General features: G+C 38.6%; 14 protein-coding genes. 11 read left to right on the forward strand and 3 right to left on the reverse strand.

Going from position 1 to position 20,703, the window contains the following annotated elements:
* Window positions 1-40 precede the first annotated feature (40 nt).
* The 5 genes from treR to H0185_RS17270 all read left to right on the forward strand — a co-directional run bounded on the left by treR (window position 41) and on the right by H0185_RS17270 (window position 9,499).
* Complete coding sequence (treR, locus tag H0185_RS17250) at window positions 41-754, forward strand: trehalose operon repressor (protein WP_246629264.1); 714 nt, start codon at window positions 41-43, stop codon at window positions 752-754.
* Between the two features lie 370 nt (window positions 755-1,124).
* Window positions 1,125-1,784 (forward strand): HAD family hydrolase, encoded by a 660-nt coding sequence (locus H0185_RS17255; RefSeq protein ID WP_221874745.1) that lies wholly within the window; start codon window positions 1,125-1,127, stop codon window positions 1,782-1,784.
* A 128-nt stretch (window positions 1,785-1,912) separates the two neighbouring features.
* Window positions 1,913-2,140 carry a hypothetical protein gene (locus tag H0185_RS17260; RefSeq protein WP_221874746.1) on the forward strand — a complete coding sequence of 76 codons (228 nt, stop codon included), beginning with the start codon at window positions 1,913-1,915 and terminating at the stop codon, window positions 2,138-2,140.
* Between the two features lie 273 nt (window positions 2,141-2,413).
* Window positions 2,414-5,662 (forward strand): EAL domain-containing protein, encoded by a 3,249-nt coding sequence (locus tag H0185_RS17265; protein ID WP_221874747.1) that lies wholly within the window; start codon window positions 2,414-2,416, stop codon window positions 5,660-5,662.
* Window positions 5,663-5,992: 330 nt separating this feature from the next.
* Window positions 5,993-9,499, forward strand: a complete 3,507-nt coding sequence (locus tag H0185_RS17270) for a bifunctional 2',3'-cyclic-nucleotide 2'-phosphodiesterase/3'-nucleotidase (RefSeq protein ID WP_221874748.1) — start codon at window positions 5,993-5,995, stop codon at window positions 9,497-9,499.
* Window positions 9,500-9,579: 80 nt separating this feature from the next.
* Here H0185_RS17270 and H0185_RS17275 read toward each other — a convergent pair whose 3' ends face one another.
* Complete coding sequence (locus H0185_RS17275; protein WP_221874749.1) at window positions 9,580-10,251, reverse strand: Type 1 glutamine amidotransferase-like domain-containing protein; 672 nt, start codon at window positions 10,249-10,251, stop codon at window positions 9,580-9,582.
* Between the two features lie 168 nt (window positions 10,252-10,419).
* On the opposite strand from H0185_RS17275, the gene H0185_RS17280 reads away from it, so the two are divergent.
* From H0185_RS17280 to H0185_RS17300, 5 genes are all read left to right on the forward strand, one after another.
* Window positions 10,420-11,520, forward strand: coding sequence for a threonine aldolase family protein (locus H0185_RS17280; protein WP_221874750.1), 1,101 nt, complete (start codon window positions 10,420-10,422; stop codon window positions 11,518-11,520).
* An 88-nt stretch (window positions 11,521-11,608) separates the two neighbouring features.
* Entirely contained in the window at window positions 11,609-12,853 is a 1,245-nt protein-coding gene (locus tag H0185_RS17285) for an aminopeptidase (RefSeq protein WP_221874751.1), read from the forward strand.
* A gap of 762 nt (window positions 12,854-13,615) precedes the next feature.
* Window positions 13,616-16,015: a M14 family metallopeptidase gene (locus tag H0185_RS17290; protein ID WP_221874752.1), complete on the forward strand. Its 2,400-nt coding sequence runs from the start codon at window positions 13,616-13,618 to the stop codon at window positions 16,013-16,015.
* Window positions 16,016-16,315: 300 nt separating this feature from the next.
* Window positions 16,316-16,747, forward strand: a complete 432-nt coding sequence (locus tag H0185_RS17295; protein ID WP_221874753.1) for a MarR family winged helix-turn-helix transcriptional regulator — start codon at window positions 16,316-16,318, stop codon at window positions 16,745-16,747.
* Window positions 16,740-17,927 carry an MFS transporter gene (locus H0185_RS17300; protein WP_221874754.1) on the forward strand — a complete coding sequence of 396 codons (1,188 nt, stop codon included), beginning with the start codon at window positions 16,740-16,742 and terminating at the stop codon, window positions 17,925-17,927. Before H0185_RS17295 ends, H0185_RS17300 begins: the two co-directional genes overlap by 8 nt.
* A 43-nt stretch (window positions 17,928-17,970) precedes the next feature.
* Here H0185_RS17300 and H0185_RS17305 read toward each other — a convergent pair whose 3' ends face one another.
* Together H0185_RS17305 and H0185_RS17310 are read right to left on the reverse strand one after the other, a co-directional pair.
* Window positions 17,971-18,390: a hypothetical protein gene (locus tag H0185_RS17305; protein ID WP_221874755.1), complete on the reverse strand. Its 420-nt coding sequence runs from the start codon at window positions 18,388-18,390 to the stop codon at window positions 17,971-17,973.
* Between the two features lie 46 nt (window positions 18,391-18,436).
* On the reverse strand, window positions 18,437-19,900 hold the full coding sequence (locus H0185_RS17310; RefSeq protein WP_221874756.1) for a DHA2 family efflux MFS transporter permease subunit: 1,464 nt from the start codon (window positions 19,898-19,900) through the stop codon (window positions 18,437-18,439).
* A 188-nt stretch (window positions 19,901-20,088) separates the two neighbouring features.
* On the opposite strand from H0185_RS17310, the gene H0185_RS17315 reads away from it, so the two are divergent.
* Complete coding sequence (locus tag H0185_RS17315) at window positions 20,089-20,676, forward strand: TetR/AcrR family transcriptional regulator (RefSeq protein WP_221874757.1); 588 nt, start codon at window positions 20,089-20,091, stop codon at window positions 20,674-20,676.
* The last annotated feature ends 27 nt before the right edge of the window (window positions 20,677-20,703 follow it).

Raw genomic sequence — 20,703 nt, forward strand, 5'->3', positions numbered from 1 at the left:
AGTACTAAACATGCAGGTATAATGAAATTGGTGATAAACATTGGTGAAAAACAAATTCATAAAAATAAAAGAAGAACTTGGAGAGTTAATTCGAAATGGTCAAATGGAAGCAGGATCTTTGCTGCCATCGGAAAATGACTTAGCCGAGAGATATTCCGCTTCAAGAGAAACGATTCGGAAAGCACTTAATTTGTTGTCCGAAGAAGGTTATATTCATAAGGTGCAAGGTAAAGGTTCGATTGTGCTGGATGTATCAAAGTTTGACTTTCCAATATCGGGTTTGGTTAGCTTTAAAGAAATTAGCAAAAAGATGGGACATCGTGCCAAAACATTCGTGGAAGAATTTGAAAAAATATCTCCGACTGCAGAGACAAAAAAGAAAATGAGGCTCGAGAGCAATGAAGCAGTGTGGAAAATTTATCGCGTTCGCGAGATTGATGGCGAGAAAATTATTTTAGATAAAGATCTACTCGTTGAAAAATATGCTCCTGAGTTAACAAAAAAAATCTGCCAAGACTCTATTTATGAATACCTTGAAGGAGAACTTGGGTTAACAATTTCTTTTGCTAAAAAAGAGATTACAATGGAAATACCTACAGAGGAAGATCGTCGTTATTTGGACCTTGAAGGGTTCCAATACATCGTCGTGGTCAAAAACTTTGTTTACCTAGACGATGCTAGTATGTTCCAATACACCGAATCGCGCCATCGTCCAGATAAATTCCGGTTTGTTGACTTTGCTCGAAGGAAATAAACAAGCTTCTGGAGAATCTTTCTATCCTTTTTACGAGATCATATGAAAGAATATTAAATATCATCCACCTGTAACGTGCAGGTGGATTTTTTTATGCATAAAGAAGAAATAATCCTAAGGTGATAATTATAAGCAGGATGAGGATAAAAGGATGTATAATAAAAGAAATGGAATCGTTTGGCTGGATTTGGCTATGAAGGTACATGCCAGTTTATTGCCATCTTTATTGCAGTTAAACTCCTATTAGATGAACTAGAGCACTGAATATACTTATTAGAACGCTTTAATACATAAAAGTGAATCTTCAATGGATTTTGGAATTCAATCGAGTATTGACTATCGATATATGTGAAATGAAAGGAAGATGATTTTGAAGCTAGCTATTTTTGATTTTGATGGGACATTATTTCCTGATGAGACGTTTCCTCTGTTAATGAATCATTTAAAAACACATCCTAGTTACCAACAAAATTACCGGCAATTTATCGCAGGGTTAATTCCGGTTTATGCAGCATACAAATGTAAGCTTTGTCCGGAAAAGAAGATGAAAGAATATTCAATGAGACTTTACCTTGCTTCTCTTAAGTCAACTTCTAAAGAAGAGATGAATCAATTTTTTTATGAATTAGGAGATACGATGAGCTCAAGGCTAAGTGATACGGTTGTCCAAAGATTGGAGCAACACAGAAAAGAGGGCTATTATCTTATGCTTGTTTCTGGGGCATTTGAACCGCTTCTGCACTCAGTTACGAAAAATATCCATTTCGATAAGATTATTGGTACAAGTATTCCGTACAATCTTCAACAGGATAAACGAGCTCGCATTGATCCGATTCAAGGATACCGAAAGAAAGAAGTTGTTCGGGAACAATTTTCGAACATGGATGTGGATTGGAACAATAGTTACGCGTATGGAGATAGTTATTCAGATTTAGATGTATTGGAGCTAGTAGGAAATCCAGTTGCTGTGAAACCAGATTCTCGACTTTCGGAAGTGGCAAATGATAGAAAATGGGAAATGATGGTGTGATGGGAATATGCCCTTTATAAGGGTGGATGCTTTGTGTAGTTTTTAAGGCGCTTTTGTCTAACTTAAAATGGAATAACCAGCGAGATAAAGAGAACCCTAAAAAAAAGAACTACATAAGGAGAATGAAGATGAATTCTTACGAAATCACTGATATGATAATTGACGACGGTTTTGATGGAGAAGAATACGTTACAACCGATTTCACTCATCAAAATCGCCATTATAGCATCACATTTAAAAAAGCTGATTTAGAAGTCATGAATAGCTGGATGTTTATGGATGAAACATCACTGCCTGCTAACTTATCTGATGATGTAATCAATTTGATCAGAGCAGAGGTTGAACGAAAAATTTAATTGTGAACAACTAGATTTTTGACACAGAAAGGACCCCAATTTTGCGGTCCTTTTTTGGTCATAACAAACAGTTGAGAAAAAATTTGTCCTGTTAGTCTCTTCTTCTATTTAACTCATAATAATTGTATAATTATATCTAATAAAAGAGTAATTTGCTAAGCTTATAGTGGCTTGAGGGGTTAACCTAAGCCATAGTACATATTAACGACACTTTCATACTCTATTTCAAATAGGAAATAGTCTCTTATATTTAAACAAGGACGGAGTTTTCATATGGATGCTAAAACAATCACTGCCCTAATAGATGAAAATTCAGGCTCGCACCAACTGCTTAAAACGATTTTAGAATGTCCTGAATTAGCGATTTGGTATAGAGATTTAGAAAAGGATATTTTGTGGGTAACAAAGGGGATAGTTTCCATATGTGGTTATACACAGGAGGAGTTTATTACAAATCCGAAGTTATGGTCGACTTCCATTAGTCCTGAGGATCAGGATACTGTTGAAGAGGCAATGAATCAGCTAAAATTAGGAAAAGCCGCAGCTGTTGAATATAAGATTATTCGACCAGATGGTGGGGTTAGGTGGATAGAGAATCGTGCCACTCCTGTTTTTAATAATCTTGGAAGTGTAATAGCGTTAACAGGGACTGTTCATGACATTACTGCACAAAAAGAGGAAATAATCAGGCTCCAAAACCAACTCAATGAGGTACAGGCTTGGGATAATACCTTCAAAGAAGGTTGCATGGATGTAGCCCAATCTGAGAGAACAGTAATTCATCCGAATAAAAGTATTGACATCCTATTAGACGACCAATTCTATCAACTTTTATGTTCTGAATTAACTAGGGTCAGGGAAAATAGCCAAAATTTAGCTGTTCTATTTATGGACCTTGACCGATTTAAAGCAATTAATGATACACTCGGTCACACGACAGGGGATCAATTACTAGAAATCGTTGTGAAACGGATACGGGAATCCTTGTTGGGAAATGATTTCTTCTTTAAGCAAAATGGAGATAAATTCATTATTGTTTTAAAAAACGCAAACCGTGAAATAGCTTCTAATGTATGTAGGAGAGTCCTTAATGATCTTGAGGCACCATTCAAAGTTTTAAATTACGAACTTTTTACCTCCTTAAGTATCGGAATTAGTGTCTTTCCGGAAGATGGCGATACAGTTGAAGCGTTATTGAAACTGGCTGATTTCGCATTGTATCAAGCAAAAAAACAAGGGAAAAACAATTTCAAATTTTACTCTTCCAAAGATCTAGAACCCCAGATGAATCCTATCAAATTGGAAATGGACCTTCATAAGGCGATGCAACATGAAGAGTTTGTCCTTCATTATCAACCAAAGGTGAGTTTAAAAACGGGTAAAATAGTTGGCGTTGAAGCTCTGCTTCGTTGGAATCACCCTGAGTTAGGAATCGTTTCACCAGGGACGTTTATTCCGATTGCGGAAGAAACAGGATTAATCATTCCGATTGGGGAATGGGTACTCTATCACGCGTGTAGACAAAACAAAGAATGGCAACAAAAAGGATTTAACACAACTGTTTCTGTTAATGTTTCTGCCAGACAGTTTACTCAGTCTAATTTCGACGAAACCGTATCTAGAATACTGCTAGAAACAAAGTTAAATCCGCAAGCTTTAGAGCTTGAGATTTCTGATAGTATGACAGCAAATATTGAACGGACAATTATTACGTTACAAAATTTGAAAAAGCTTGGTGTTCGAATTAGTATTGATGATTTTGGCACAGGTTTTAGCTCGTTAAACTATTTACAAAGGTTTCCGATTGATAACCTAAAGATTGACCATTCCTTAATCCATAGAATGGAAAGCAATTTAAATGATAAAACAATTGTCACAACCATTATCTCAATGGCACATAATTTAAACCTGAATGTGGTGGCTGAAGGAATTCAAACAAAAGAACAACTCATCTATTTACAACAACATCTTTGTGATGAGGGACAAGGCTATTTCTTTACGAAACCAATGTCAGCAAATAAAATATTAAACTCAGTTTTCGAAATTGAAAATGTCGTGAAAGATTTCGGGTTACCTCAAGATGTAAATGAACGGATGTGGGCGGAAGAATTAGTCCGCTTAGCACGAAAGGAATTAAATGAAACGATTCATTTACAGCAAGGAATGATTTATAAATACAAAAAAATAAATGGTCAATTTATCCATACTTTATGTGATGGCGAGTTATTATATCGTATGGGCCTCATTCCAAATCTTGTAGTAGGAAAACAATTATCTGATTTTCTTCCAGAAAAGATGGTCAATGAAAAGCTGGTCTACTATGAAAGAGCATGGAATGGGGAAGAAAATGTTACCTATGAAGAAGAGATTAATGGGATCCACTATCTTGCTGCTTTGAGCCCAATTAAACGCGGGGGAGAAGTCGTTGAGGTTATTGCTTCATGTATTGATATCACTGACCGAAAAAAGGCAGAAAGAGCCTTGCTTGAAAGTGAAAATAAATATCGGTTGATTGCTGAAAATATGACCGATTTACTAATCTTGTTTGATATTAACGGGTATGGAATTTATGCATCTCCATCACATGAAACAGTACTCGGATATCCTCCGGAGTATTTTGAAGGAAGCAACACTTATACTCTTATTCATCAAGAAGACGCAGCCCTAGCAATGATGCAATTTGAAAAAATCATCACAAGTAAATCTCCAACGAAAATGGAAATGAGACTGTCACATGCAAATGGCGAGTGGAAATTACTTGAATGTACAGGAACACCCGTTATCAATGAAAATGGCAATGTAGAACATATTATGGTGGTTGCAAAGGATATTACAGAGAAAAGAAGGGCAGAAGAACTTTTATGGAATTCAGAGAAATTATCTCTTGTAGGTGAGTTAGCTGCTGGTGTTGCCCATGAAATAAGAAATCCAATTACTGCGATAAAAGGGTTCATTCAATTATTCCAACAAGGACTAATAAGAGAGGAATACTTTGATATTATCCTATCAGAATTTGACCGAATAGAAGGAATCATTAAGGAATTTCTTTCACTTGCAAAACCACAGGAAATTCAGTCTAAATCTGTAAATATTCCTACCTTAGTTAAAGAGGTCGAAACCCTTATCAAATCAGAGGCGCATCTGAAAAATATTGAATTCACTATTGAGTTACAACAAGATATTCCAGAAATCATGTGTGACGCAAATCAAATCAAACAAGTGTTATTAAACTTATGTAAAAATAGCATGGAAGCCATTGACCTAGCTAGGAAGGGGTTAATTAAAATTACAGTACTAGTCGAAAAAGAGGAGCTTGTTATTAACGTCATAGACAACGGAATTGGCATTAGTGAAGACCGTCTAAAAAGGCTAGGAGAACCTTTCTATAGCAATAAAGAAAAAGGTACTGGGTTAGGTTTAATGCTCTGCTTTAGGATAATAAGACAGCATAATGGGAGCCTTACATTCTATAGCAAAGAGAACGTAGGAACAACATCCCAAGTGAGGTTACCACTAACGTAAGGAGTTGGAGCGGTTTACCTCTGTCCCTTTCAGTTAAAAATTGTATACGTATTATTTAAGAAAAAGGCCTTCCGTTAAAGCTCAAGCGGAGGGCCTCATTATTTTTATTTAGAGAAACCTGCTCGCAATGGACATTTACTTCCAAGGAAGAGAAAAGGTGACCCTCCCTCAGTTTTATCGATTAGGTCTTAAGGTTCACTCTTTAAAATACATTATAGTCCGATAGATTCATATTTTAAATGTTGATAACCTTCGGAAAATAATTCTGCTATATTTATTTTTAGAGCCTACTGATAGGTTCAAAAAAACTTCAAGGGATGGATGGAACGAATGAAAAAGAGAAGTAAATCTAGGGGAAAGAAGATTTTATCTAGTACTCTTGCACTGAGCTTAATCGCTACACCTTTAGTGCCATTCAATGTGCTTGCAGCAAAACCTTCTGGGGATAAAATCCAATCAGAAGTAGAACTCCGCATCATGGAAACAACAGACATTCATACGAATCTATTAAGCTTTGATTATTACAAGAACGCTGCAGCACCAAAACTCGGCCTTGCGAAAACGGCAACTCTTGTAAAAGAAGCGCGTGCAGAAGTTGACAATTCTGTCCTAGTAGACAACGGTGACCTCATTCAGGGAACTCCGCTCGGCACATACAAAGCGAAAATTGAGCCGCTTGAAGAGGGAGAAGTCCATCCTGCGATAGAAGCTATGAACATAATGGGATACGACATGGCTACTTTAGGGAACCATGAATTCAATTACGGATTAGAGTATCTAGATGAAGTTTATGACGATGCGCATTTCCCATTTGTGAATGCAAACGTTTATGTAGATGACCATGACAATGATCCAAACAATGATGTAAATAAATTTTCTCCATATAAAATTGTCAATAAAAAAGTAGTTGATGAAAACGGCAAGACCAATGTCATTAAAATTGGCTACATCGGGTTTGTTCCGCCTCAAATCAATGAATGGGACAAGGCCAATCTGGATGGCAAGGTGATTACGAAGAATGTGATCGAGGCTGCTGAAAAGTATGTACCGCAAATGAAAGCGGCTGGAGCAAATATTGTTATTGCCATGGCTCACTCAGGCTTTAGCGGAAATGAGGAAAATACGGAAGATACCGTATATGCATTGAGTAAAGTATCTGGCATCGATGCGATTACTTTCTCTCACACGCATAAAGTATTCCCGGCAAAAGATGATGCTAGCTTAGACGCTTTATTTAAAGGAGCAGATGGCAAGCCATTACCTGGAGTTGATAATTCAAAAGGAACGATTAATGGCGTGGCAGCGGTTCAAGCTGGGTACGGTGGTGGTGCATTAGGAATTATTGACCTTATATTACAAAAGGTAAAAGGAAAATGGTCGGTTTCAAGTTCCCAGTCCTCAACAAGAGCAATCGATTCAGTACAACCAGATGAAGAGATTGTGAAGGCAGTGACACAAGATCACGAGGCAACAATTGAGTATGTAAATACTCCAATTGGAAAAACAACCGATGATATTTACAGTTATTTCGCGCTTGTTCAAGATGATCCATCAATCCAGGTGGTAACGAATGCGCAGACATGGTATGTTGAGAAATACATTGCTTTGAACAAGCCAGAACTAAAAGATCTGCCTATTTTATCAGTAGGTGCTCCTTTCAAAGCTGGACGTAATGGGGTGGATGAATACACTGAAATTAAAAAAGGTGATTTAACCATTCGCAGTGCGGGTGATTTATACCTTTATGACAATACGTTAAAATCGGTGAAAGTAAAGGGATCCGTTGTCAAGGAATGGATTGAGATGACTGCAGGTAAATTCAACACCATTGATCCAAGTAATACAGAAGCTCAGGAGTTACTAAACCCTAGCTTCCCGGTTTATAACTTTGATGTTATTGATGGAGTTGAATACCAAATTGATGTGACGAAAGAGCCAAGATATGATACAAAAGGAACGCTGATCAATCCAGATTCTAGCCGTGTCGTAAACCTTGAATACAACGGAAAACCTATTGACCCTGAGCAGGAGTTTGTTGTTGTGACGAATAACTATCGTGCGGGTGGGGGCGGAAACTTCCCTGGGTTAAAAGGTAGTGAGTTAGTCGTTGATTCAGCAGATGAAAACCGTCAAATTTTAATGGATTACATTTCTGAAGAAAAAGAAATTACACCGACTGCGGATAACAACTGGTCGATTGCGCCAATCTCTGCGGATGTGAATGTAACGTTTACGACTTCACCAAAGGCTGTGGAATATATCGGCGAAGGCAGTCCGTTCTCTTATACTGGGCAAACAGATGCTAATGGTTTTGGAATTTTCAATATCGACCTAAACCGAGGTGTAAAGGTTCAACTGCTAGGCTTAAATGATTTACACGGGCAGCTCGATACTGTCACAAAGGTAGGGGATGACATTGCTGGTCATATTGAGTACACGGCTGCTGCATTAAAGCAAGAAGAAGCAACCAATCCTAACACCTTAACGCTTCACGCTGGGGACATGATTGGTGGAAGTCCGTTAATTTCTGCTCTTTTCCAGGATGAGCCAACCATTGAAATTCTTGAAGAGATTGGTTTTGATGCTGGTACTTTAGGAAATCACGAGTTTGATGAAGGTATTGACGAGTTGAAGCGAATGATCAACGGTGGAGAGCATGAAAATGGAACCGATGGGTATGATGGAATGGACTTTCCTCTAGTTGCAGCTAATGCTTATGATACAAGGGACGGTCAGTTGATTACCGAACCATATGTCATTTTAGAAACAGGTGAGCAAAAGGTTGGGGTGATTGGTGTCGTTACCCAAGAAACACCTGAGATGATTGTAAGAAAAGGAAACGAAACCCTACAAATCACTGATGAAGTAGAGGCAATCAATAAATATACGGCAGAGCTAAAGGAGCAAGGCGTTGAAGCGATTGTCGTACTTGCCCATAACCCTGCTGCGCAAACTGGTTACACCGATAAATTCGATGCCAGTACAATTGCTGAACAAATCAACGATGAAGTAGACGTAATTTTTGCGGCTCACAATCACGTGAGTGTAAACCGTGTGGTGGACAATAAATTAATCGTTCAAGCTTTTTCTTACGGTTCGGCATTCTCAGATGTAGATGTAGAGATTGATCCATTTACCGGGGATATTTTTAGCAAAACAGCTGAAATTAAAACGGTTTTCCAGAGTGATTATACTCCAGATCCAGCAGTAGTGGATATTATGGATAAGTATGAGTTGAAGGTCGAGCCAATCAAAGCACAAGTTGTTGGGGAATCTCTTTCTACTCTTGAAAAAGGCTACCCAACAGTTACAAGAGAATTTGGCGACCTCGCATTAGGGAATTTAATTGCTGATGGGATGAAAGTGGCAATGGATTCCGATTTTGCTCTTATGAACGGTGGCGGTGTTCGCTCCCCACTAGAATCAGGTGAAGTCACATTTGGTGATTTATTCGCGATTCAGCCGTTTGGGAATGTACTAAACAAGGTAATGTTAAGTGGTGCTGATTTAAGGGAGGTTTTAGACGAGCAAATCACAGCTCGTGGACTTGATTATCATATCGCTGGATTTAAGTACACCTATACCTATGACGATGTTACTAAAACAGGGAAAATCGTAGATATCTTAATGCCGGATGGAACTCCAATCGATCCCGCAAAAGAATATTCAGTTGTTGTAAACAACTATATGTACGGAAACATTGGTACAAGCATCGGAAGACTTTCGACAGACATGGAAGTTGGTCCAGTCGACCTAGATGCAACAATAGCTTTCGTAGAAACACTACAATCTCCTTTTGAATATAAATCAGAAGGAAGAATTAAAAAAGTTCAATAAGGTGATATAAAAAAGGACTGAAGAGTATAGGATCTCTTCAGTCCTTTCTTAAAGTTATAGAATTTTCCCCTTCCCAAAACTCATTCAAAGGATTTATTAATTGTATATAGAACGTCATTTTTAATCCTATAAACTCCATCTCCTTCAGTGGCTTCAATCTGTCCATTTCGTAGATATACTCCTGTGTTTTCGTCTATTCCATAATGATATTGATGTTTAAATTGTTTTACCGCGTGTCTTAAATGAGCCTCATCATCCCATTGTGAAAAGTGTACCGCAATGGATACATCTGATAGTAGACCCAACCCCTTCCTAAATTGGAAAACGTTTTGGTCATTATCTTTAGCAGATATAATACAAATTTCTGGGCTTATTAAAGCACCTGCTGAAAAGCCTGCAATGGGGGTACCTTCCTCATATTTTTCTTTTATTACCGTAGAAATGGGAGTCTCAACTATACAGTCAGCATATAAATTCGTGTTTCCGCCACCAATCATAATACCCGAACTGTTTCTTAAGCAATTCTGTACTTTTTCAATTGGCGTGGAAGGAAGGGGCAGATAATAGAATTCTTTTAATCCAAAGTCTTCTAACTCTTGAGTATATCTTGACATGTATTGCTCCCATCCTTCTCTCTCGATAAATAATATAGAAACAGGACCAACTGAACTGGAGGCTATTTTTACAAAATTCTCTGCCATTTTTGTTGTGAAGGGAGGGGCACCCCCAAACAGAAATAGATGCGTATTCATCTTGAATCACCACCAAATGTTTTAGAATACTATAACATTTTTGTGGAAAATAGGTCATTAGCTTGTTTCTAAATTAATAGATTTTTAGGTGGCCAATGTAAATGGAACATTCTTATAAGGTATAATAAAGTAGTTATGAATTTAAAAGGTGATAGGAGCATTATATTCATGATTCAAACTAGTTTAAAAGAGTCTTTTAAGAAGAGTAACTATCAATTGGCTGGACACGGGAAACGCAATATTCATGTATTAAAGGAAGCTTTTCAAGCGGTTGATGAGAATTTGGAAAGTGATTTATATGGAGAGGGAAAGGTGATTGAAGAGTTTCAAGAAAAGATGGCTAGCATACTTGGTAAAGAAGAAGCGGTATTTTTTCCAAGTGGAACGATGGCTCAGCAAATCGCCCTCCGAATTTGGTGCGATGAAAAAGGCATTAGAAAAGTAGCATATCACCCGTTAAGCCACCTAGAAATTCATGAAGAAGATGGCTTGAAAGAAATACATAAGATTGAAAGTATTTTGCTTGCAGATAAAAATCGAGTTATTGAGCTCGAAGATGTTCTCAACCTAAGGGAACCTGTCTCAAGTATTTTGTTGGAATTGCCTCAGCGTGAAATTGGTGGGCAATTGCCAAGCTTTGATACGCTCGAACAGATCTCTGCATACTGTCAAGAAAACGGTATTAGACTTCATCTTGATGGAGCACGGTTATTAGAAGTACTTCCCTATTATCAGAAATCTGCTGCTGAGGTTTGCGCTCTTTTTGACAGTGTCTACCTTTCATTCTATAAGGGCATAGGAGGAATTGCCGGGGCGATTTTGGCTGGAGATAAGGAGTTTATTCAGCAATCGAAGGTTTGGAAACGGCGCTATGGTGGGGATTTAATTGGCTTATATCCATATATTCTTTCTGCGGACTATTATTTTGATAGACGAGCACATAAAATGGAACAATACTATCAGTCAGCGAAGGAACTCGCCCATCTATATAACTCATGTCACGGTATCTCTACCTTGCCAATTGACCCAGTTTCAAACATGTTCCATGTTCACTTTCAACAACCTAAAGACCAAGTGGAGCTTGTTTTAGCAGAAGTTCACCGACAAACAGGAATTGGACTAACAAGTTATCTAAAAGAAATCGATGAAAAAAGCTGTTATTTCGAGGTAAGTTTAGGTGATTTGTATGCCGATGTTCCAAACGAGTTAGTCCAAGTGGCATTCAAGCGGCTAAATGAATTAATGAAACAACATTTTCTCCCCCTATAAAAAGAAATCAAACGATAAGGGTCCATTTTAGGATAGAATTCGCAATTATGTTAATATAGTAAATAGAACTAAATATTTGGAGGTCAGAATGGTGCTACCTAACTTTGAAGAAAACCTACATAAATATGCAAAACTATTAGTGGCAAAGGGAATCAATGTTCAATCAGGTGATTGGGTAAAAATGACGGTTTCCGTTGACCAAGCTCCTTTAGCTCGCCTTATCACAAAAGAGGCCTATGCATTAGGTGCTGAAAAAGTAATTGTAAAATGGTCAGATGACGAAATCAGTAAACTGCATTACTTGCATCAACCAACAGAGGTACTGACGAATATCCCTGAGTATGAAATCCAAGAATCTGAAGATCATGTATTGAACCATCGTGTTAGTCGGTTATCCATTGTATCAAGTGATCCTGGATTAATGAATGAAGTGGATCCTGCTAAAATTGCTGCCTACCAGAACGTAGCTGGTAAGGCGTTCCACGCTCAGCGTAAGGCAACACAAAATGATGATTTGAAATGGACCGTTGCTTCTGCTTCGGGTGCTGGTTGGGCAGCGAAAGTATTCCCTGATTTGAAAACTTCTGAGGAACAAGTGGATGCATTATGGGATCAAATTTTCAAAACTTGTCGTGTCTATGCAGAGGATCCAATTGCTGCTTGGGACGACCATAAAAAAACATTAAATGAAAAAGCGGCAAAGTTAAATGAGATGCAATTTGATGCTCTCCACTATACAGCACCTGGTACTGATTTGACTTTAGGTTTAGCTAAGAATCATATTTGGTGTAGTGCAGAAAGTAAAAACCCTAAAGGTGAGGAATTTATTGCGAACATGCCGACAGAAGAGGTTTATTCAGCTCCTGATACCCATCGCATGGAAGGGGTAGTACGTAGCACGAAACCACTTAGTTATGCTGGTACATTAATTGAAGGCATTGAAGTGCATTTTAAAGACGGAAAGATCGTTGATATTTCGGCTGAAAAAGGCGATGAAACGATTAAGAAATTGGTGTTCGATAATGAAGGCGGTACTGGACTAGGTGAAGTGGCTCTTGTCCCAGATCCATCTCCTATTTCTCAATCAGGTATCACGTTCTTTACAACTCTTTTTGATGAGAATGCATCAAATCACCTAGCAATTGGTTCAGCTTATCCAACAACCATAGAAGGTGGAACGAAAATGAGTCAGGAAGAATTATTAAAGAATGGCATGAACACATCCATTGTTCATGTTGACTTCATGATTGGTTCTGACAAAATGGACATCGATGGCATTAAAGAAGATGGCAGTATTGTTCCGATTTTCCGTAATGGTGACTGGGCAATATAAGCTAAAGCTCTAATATAAATAGTGTGTTTTCGTTAAAAAGTGTTGCTATAATCTTTAAGCTACTTTTTAGCAAAGAACAGCTAGTTAATTGTTTTTCAATTTTTTTCATAGTTAAATGCTTTATAGGTATGCTCAATCAAAGCAATTGGCATATAAATAAAACCAGAAGTCCAAGAAAACAGTCTGTTTTATTACTGTTTCTTGGACTTTTTTTGTAGTATTTTCGTATTAGTTGTCCTTCTAAAATATTTTATATAGAAGCGAATACATGTCTTCTAGGCTTCGTCAGTGCTGGAGAAAATCATGTATATGGGTGAAAGGTACCTAAATTCATACTATTGAACTAAAATGGACTGTATTAAGAATGAATCTTTGTTCCTGCGTTCTGCATGTATGGCGGGATCGGGAACTGCATATGTATAAAAACCTCAATCAAAATCTCCTAGAACTAGTCACGTTTCGCCAAATATCTCTCCATTCAATTCTCATTACCTCCCTCAGAGGCGAAGGGAAATCACCGGAATGTTATCCTAGCGCTGTTCGTATCATGTGAAATCCTCGAAATTTGACAATAGCTTCAAGACTTTCCTAATGGTACGTTCGACCTATTTCATAGTGGTTTAGCATAATAATGACAATTTCGTCTTTTGTTGCATTTTGTGGGAAGGTTTTTTGTCTAATTCTGCATATTTAGACCTAAAATTCAGAAAATTAAATCTATAATAAAAGTGCTTTAAAACAATTCATGAGGAGGATTGGGATTTGAAGAAAAAACAAAAATGGATAAGGAATGTATTGGTTGCAACAGCATTGACGGGACTCAGTGTTTCTGTTGTCGTTCCAGGATGGGTGACACAGACGGCTGCAGTTGGACAAGCTGATATGCCTTTGCCGAAAGAAGAAACAGTATCGGTTGTTCAACTTGAAGTACCAAATGAAAAAGCGAAAGAAAAATTGCTAGAACTAGACATTGACCTTGCACACAGAATGCATGAACATAATGGCAAACTAGAAGTAGATGCAGTGGTGACACCAAGTGAAATTGAAGCACTAAAAAAACATGGAATTACGGTAAAGGATACCTTGATTACCGAACAACAATGGAATACAAGGGTGGCTGAAAGAGAATCTAAGGTTCAACTTCAAAATACTCTTGAAGCGGTGGAGGATTCAGTCAAAGTTCTCCGTGCGAACCACTATACAAATCAATCAGATACCTTCCTTTATGTAGAAGCTAAAACAAGTGCTGGGGATTCGTCTAGTACCGCTTTGACTGCGACCTGGAACGAAAACGGGGAAGAAAAAACAGCGACGCTTAATCGATTTGTAGATTACGGGGAGTATATTTACCATTATTTTGAGGTTCCGATCAGTGCGGTTCCTAAGTCTGTAAAAATTGAAAGCAATCTTGGGGGAAGTGCAACGAGTACCGTGACAGAATGGCTTGGTGCGGATAAGCCAGGCAAGCCGAATAAGCATTATGTTACCAATTTTGTCGATCATTATATGGCTCCAGCAGAACTTTATGAACGAGCCGAGCAACTTGCCAAAGAATTCCCGAATTTGGTCGAAATCATTGAGATGCCAAATCAAACAAATGGGTATCGCCGGGTAGCACAGGCGACCATTGGTTCAACGACCAACACCACTGTCGTTGTATCTTCGAAAGCATGGGGTCATGAAGGCGGAAATAACATTTCCGTGGAGTTGAAAAAGCCAAATTCACCCAATTCATCCTTGGAGGTACTAGTAAAAGGAAACCAGATTGTCGTTAATCTTGCTACCGATGAAGATGGAAACGTGAACAGTACCGCTCGACAGGTGGTGGCTGAACTAAATAAACAAGCGAGTAACCTAATTACTGCCACTACATACCGTGGAAACGCAGGTGAGGGAGTAGTATCCGCAGCTTCTGTTCAGTTAACAGATAATTTAAATGCACCTGAAGAGGTTTCGCGTGAGCCAATGACAGTCAAAGCAATTCGCATTGGAAAGCATCGGGACGGTTCAAAACCAGGTGTCCTTGGTTACGCACAAGAGCATGCTCGTGAATGGGTAACGCCGCTTGTGACAATTGAGACCGCTGAGCGTTTGCTACGGAACTATGCACATGATCCAGATACGAAGAAATTGGTTAACAATCTTGATATCTTCCTAGTTCCGACGATGAACCCAGACGGTGCGAATTTTAGCTTTTATGACTATAATATGCAACGTAAAAATATGACCAATCATTGCCCACCAACACAATCTGATCCAGGCAATCGCAATAACTGGGGTGTTGACCTAAACCGTAATCATTCAATTGGTTCAGCATTTGATGGTTTTATCGGAGCATCAACGACAAATTGTACTAGTGGGACTTATGCAGGACCTGCAGAAAACTCTGAGCCAGAATCTAAAAACCTAGTATGGCTTGCCGATACCTTTGAAAACATTAAATTTGCAATGAATATTCATAGTTATGGTGGCTATTTTATGTGGTCTCCTGGTGCTTATGATCCAAATCGGACAACCTTACCACGTCCATCTGCCGGAGAAGAAGCATTCTACTGGGCAGCAAGTGATTTAATTTTAAATGATATACAAGACCACCGTGGTACGGTCATTCTTCCAAATCGTACCGGTCCAATTCCTGATGTGTTGTATTCAGCTGCAGGAAACTCAGCGGATTATCTCTGGTATGAAAAAGGCATTTACGCTTGGAACTTTGAAGTAGGAGCCGATTTATGGGATAAAGAGGCACAAAGATGGCGTGCGGTTGGTTTCCAACCATCGTATGAAGAAGGCCATGAAGAAGCAATGGAATTCTCAAATGGTTTAATTGGCTTGATGCAAGTGGCATACAACCATGCAAAAGACAAAAAACGTCCTACCTCGAAAGCTGTTCCTGGTAAAGGAACGTTTTCCGCTCCAGTCGAGGTTGCATTTGAGACAAGTGAAGCAGCAACCATCTACTATACCCTTGATGGCAGCCGTCCAACCTTTGAGTCAAAGAAGCTGCAATTGGCTGGAACGCGAGAAGAAGCAGAAACCTTAACCATTAATAAAACGACAACCATTAACTGGTTTGCTGTCGATGCGGCAGGAAACATTGAGAAAAACTATAACCCTCTAGGAAAAGGTAAGAACTACAACTCAGCAAAAATCACCATAAAATAACCTATAGAACTATCTAACTAGCAGTCTGATTGATAAGTAATCAGGCTGCTTTTTTTTATTTATTTTTAAAAATTGAAAAGGGCTAAGGATGTTCAGAATGCCGACAAGATTCGTTAACTAGCGTTCTAACTTTTTCTATCATTAATAAAAATGTATAGAATGAAAGAATAATTCATGCTTATTTTTAAATTAGTTACCCTTGACAACTATACAAAAAACCCCTATAGTTAACTTCGGTAATCATTACCTTAGGTAATTAAGTTGTTCGTGCCTTTGGGAACTAGTAGGGGAGTGAAAAATTTGGAAGGTTTCTTTCAACGCTATTTAAGTCTGTATCGCCCACTAATCACAAAATTAAACGATCTGATGAGTACATATGAGCTTTCATACTCTTTATGGCAGGTTATTTTTTATATCAAAAACCATGGAGCTTCAACGCTTGTAGATATTTCAAATTATTATCAGGTTGAAAAGCCAACCATAACTAGGAGAGTTCATCGTCTGGAAGAACTAGAGATCGTGAAGCAAATTCCTGGGAAGGATCGGCGAGAAAAAATTATTCAACTCACAGAAAGAGGCGAAGAGATATACAAGGAATGTCGAAAAAAAATAACAGATTTGGAACATAGTATGATGCACGGAATCAACCAAGAAGAGCAAATCACAACGTTTAATACATTACCTAAGATTAAGAACAACATCATGAAACGAGAGGGGAACAAGAGTGAATAAACCTAAATTATGGACGAAGGATTTTATCATTGTGTCAGGCATCAACTTCCTTTTAACATTAGTCTTTTATCTATTAATTGTCATTATTGGTGTTTATGCAGTCGAGGAATTTCAAGCGACTACAAGTCAGGCTGGGCTCGTGACGGGAATTTTTATTGTCGGAGCGCTAATAGGTCGATTGCTTATCGGCCGTAGTATTGATTCAATTGGTCGTAAAAAAACATTGTTCATCGGATTAATGTTATTTACGATAACCACCTTATTCTATTTTATCCAATTAGGGATTGGCTTCCTATTATTGAATCGTTTTTTACATGGAATTACCCTGGGGATTGCGAGCACCGCAACAGGGACCATTGTCGCTCAAATTATTCCAAGTAAACGCAAGGGCGAGGGGATTGGCTATTATAGTATGAGTGCGACGTTAGCAACTGCTATTGGGCCGTTCATAGGACTTTATATGAGTCAACATACAAGCACGCACATCATATTTAGCCTGTGTCTCGCTTTAGGGATCATTAGTTTCATCACTGCCTTCTTTTTGTACGTGCCACAAGTGGAACGTTCAACCGAAGCTTCGGAGATAAAGGGCTTCAAACTCTCACAATTTGTTGAGCCTAAAGCCATACCAATTGCAGTGATTACACTCGTCGTAGCCTTCTGTTACTCTAGCGTTCTATCTTTTATTAATTTTTATGCGATTGAAATTGACCTAGTAAGCACAGCTAGTTTCTTTTTCCTTGTTTATTCCATTGCAGTCTTACTTTCACGTCCCTTCACTGGTCGTTTAATGGATGTGAAAGGAGCGAATTATGTGATGTACCCAGCGTTTATTCTTTTTGCAGCCGGAATGATGCTACTGGCTTCAGCTCACAATAGTATTACCTTGTTGTTGGGAGGGGCATTGATTGGGCTAGGATTTGGGAATATGCAGTCTTGTACACAAGCCATTGCTGTTAAACTTACTCCCTCTCATCGAATGGGGTTAGCGACGTCAACGTTCTTTATTTTCCTTGATGCAGGTCTTGGGTTTGGTCCATACCTACTTGGATTCTTTGTCCCAATGATGAGCTATGCTACGCTTTATATGATTCTAGGAGTAATCGTCTTACTTTCTTCTGGTCTATATTTTGTGTTGCACGGCAAAAAAGATAAAGCTCAAATCAATGCTTTAGCCTAATCATAAAATGAAAATGACATCCTGAAGGATGTCATTTTTCTTGCTAGTCTAATAGCTGCGCTTTATAGTTTTCACGTATGTTTTCTGGAACTATCACAAAAACATGGAGGGGGATACCAGCCGTTTCTTTTATATAGGTTTCTCCTTTTTTCTCAAATAGCGTAAGGAATTCCCAATACGTAATAAAAAAGTCATAGGATGGCTCGTGAATAAACTCCATCCAGCCTTCGGCAATAAGGTTGTCGTGTCCGTTATAGACTTTAATTCCTGAAAAATTTTCAACTTCACCATCTAACAATCTTGTATCGTGTCCTTCTATACAACTGTCTGCCCAATCAAAGTGAAACAAATCTGCAGTCACTCCATATACTTTTAGATCATTGCTAAGTTGTTTTTCAACTAGTGCTTTTAATTCTGGCCCCATCTTATCGGCGAATCCGAGTTCCGTGTAGTTTGGCTTCAATTGCTTCACCCTAATCTCTTATTGAATTCATTGCTACTCTCTGTTTTTAACGTCTCGCAGTTAGTTTTTTCTCCTTCAAAGCGCCATCTTCTTTTCTATTAACGTTCTTAGGCATAAAGAGGGTGACCACAAGGGCAATGATCCCTAAAACCAACATGAACCTATAAGCATCGTTTGTCCCAAGGATTGTAGATTGCTGTGCGAGTTGAGAAGTAGACAAACTAGAATTTGAATGGGTGAGTTGAGCGGCATGGCTACTGCTTCTTGCCGTATAAATTGTAACCACAAGGGCTGTTCCAACTGAACCTGCCACCTGGCGCACCGTATTTGTAACAGAAGAGCCGTGTGAATTGAGTGCTGTTGGGAGAGCATTTAGGCCTGCGGTGTTTAATGGCATTGTTAAAAAACTCAACCCAATTCGTAGAAAAATCGTCCGAACCATTAAATGGGTATAAGAGGTGGTCTCGGTTAAACTGGTTACGCCCCAAATAGCAGGAAGGGTAAACAGTAAACCGATGATGACAACTGGTTTTATACCAAATTTATCTAACATCTTTCCGGATACAGGAGACATGAACGCATTCACCAATGCCCCTGGTAGCAACAGCAACGCTGTGTCCAAAACGGTGAAACCTCTACTTGTTTGCAGGTAAATTGGCAATAAAATCATATCTGCATACATAACCATCATCACCATAATGCTAATCATGGTTGTGTTTGTGAACATGTTATAAGTGAATACACGTAAATTGAGCAAAGGGTCTTCAGATATAAGCTGCCTCCGGATGAAAAGAGCAAGAAACACTAGACCGATGCTAATAAAAATCAACACCTCAGCACTTTCCCAACCTTTATCTCCTGCATTGCTTAAACCAAACAGTAAAGCACCGAACCCGATGGTTGACATCAGGACACTGGTGACATCGAGCTTTGTTTTAGCGGTTTCTGAAACATTTACAAGAAACTTAAAGGATAAGAGAATTACGATCATGATTAGTGGCAGCATGCCGATAAAAATCCAGCGCCATGAGTATTGTTCGATAACAAAACCAGCTACTACAGGACCAATTGCGGGAGCGAAAATCATCGCAAGACCAATGAATCCCATCGCCGCTCCTCGGCCTTCCTTCGGATATACAACAAGAACAACAGTCATTAACAATGGCATAATAATCCCTGCACCTGCAGCTTGAATGAGTCGCCCGATTAAAAGAAATTCAAACCCCGGTGCAATGGCACTGATAAATGTGCCGACAAACAACAACCCCATTGAACTGAGAAACAGTTGCCTTGTCGTAAATCGTTTCATTAAAAATGCCGTCACCGGAACTAATATCCCGTTAACCAACATAAAGCCGGTAATCAACCATTGCACGGTTGTTGCATGGATGTCAAACTCCGTCATCAAATCAGGTAACGCTACGTTTAAAATCGTCTGGTTCAAAATCGATAAAAACGAACCTAAGAGCATGACGGGCATAAGTATTTTTTTGTTGATTGGTTGAGTCATCCACAAAATCCTTTCATCTTGTTCACTAATTGACGAACTGTTTATTAATTGATACTGTGTCAATAAAGTATATGCTACCATGCAAAGAGGAATAAAACCATTTACACTTTTCAACTAAGTGTTTATTAATTGACAATTATTATGGAAGTGTTAAAAAAATCTAGGTTTTTAGTCAAAGGGGCGAAAAAATGTCTACCAATAGTAAGCAGAGGGTGGATCCTCGCATTACACGGACAAAGAAATTGTTTAAAGAGGCAATGATATCACTGCTTCAAGAGAACGATGATAAAAGTAAAGTAACCGTTCAAAAACTAGCAAATCGGGCTGAGTTAAACCGTGCAACCTTTTACTTGCATTATCAAGATATAGAGGACCTAATGGAGCAAATGGTGAATGAGGTGCTTGAGGAACTGTCAGGAAAGATTAATCCTGTTTTCGGAGACCACGAAAACACGGGGACTTTACCCATCGTATCTTTTTTAGAGCATATCTATGATCATGCGGTACTCTTCCAGGTTATGCTTGAAAATAAGGACTTTCGTAGAAAACTATTCAATATTCTCGTTGAGATTATTTCGATTCGCCGGGAGATAAAAAAAGGAAGTGGGACTTCGGTTAAAGTTCCAATTGAGATTGTTGCTTCTTCCACATTTGGCATTGTTACCTGGTGGATTCAGTCAGGAACGCCGTATAGTCCAATCTACTTGGCGGATCAAATCAATCTGTTATACCGCAAAAATATAAATGCACAAGGCAATACAGTGAAAAAAGGATAGTTGAATCCAAATCATCTATCCTTTTTC

Source organism: Mesobacillus maritimus (assembly GCF_019749255.1).
In the GTDB taxonomy this organism is placed as follows: Bacteria; Bacillota; Bacilli; order Bacillales; family Cytobacillaceae; genus Mesobacillus_B; species Mesobacillus_B maritimus_A.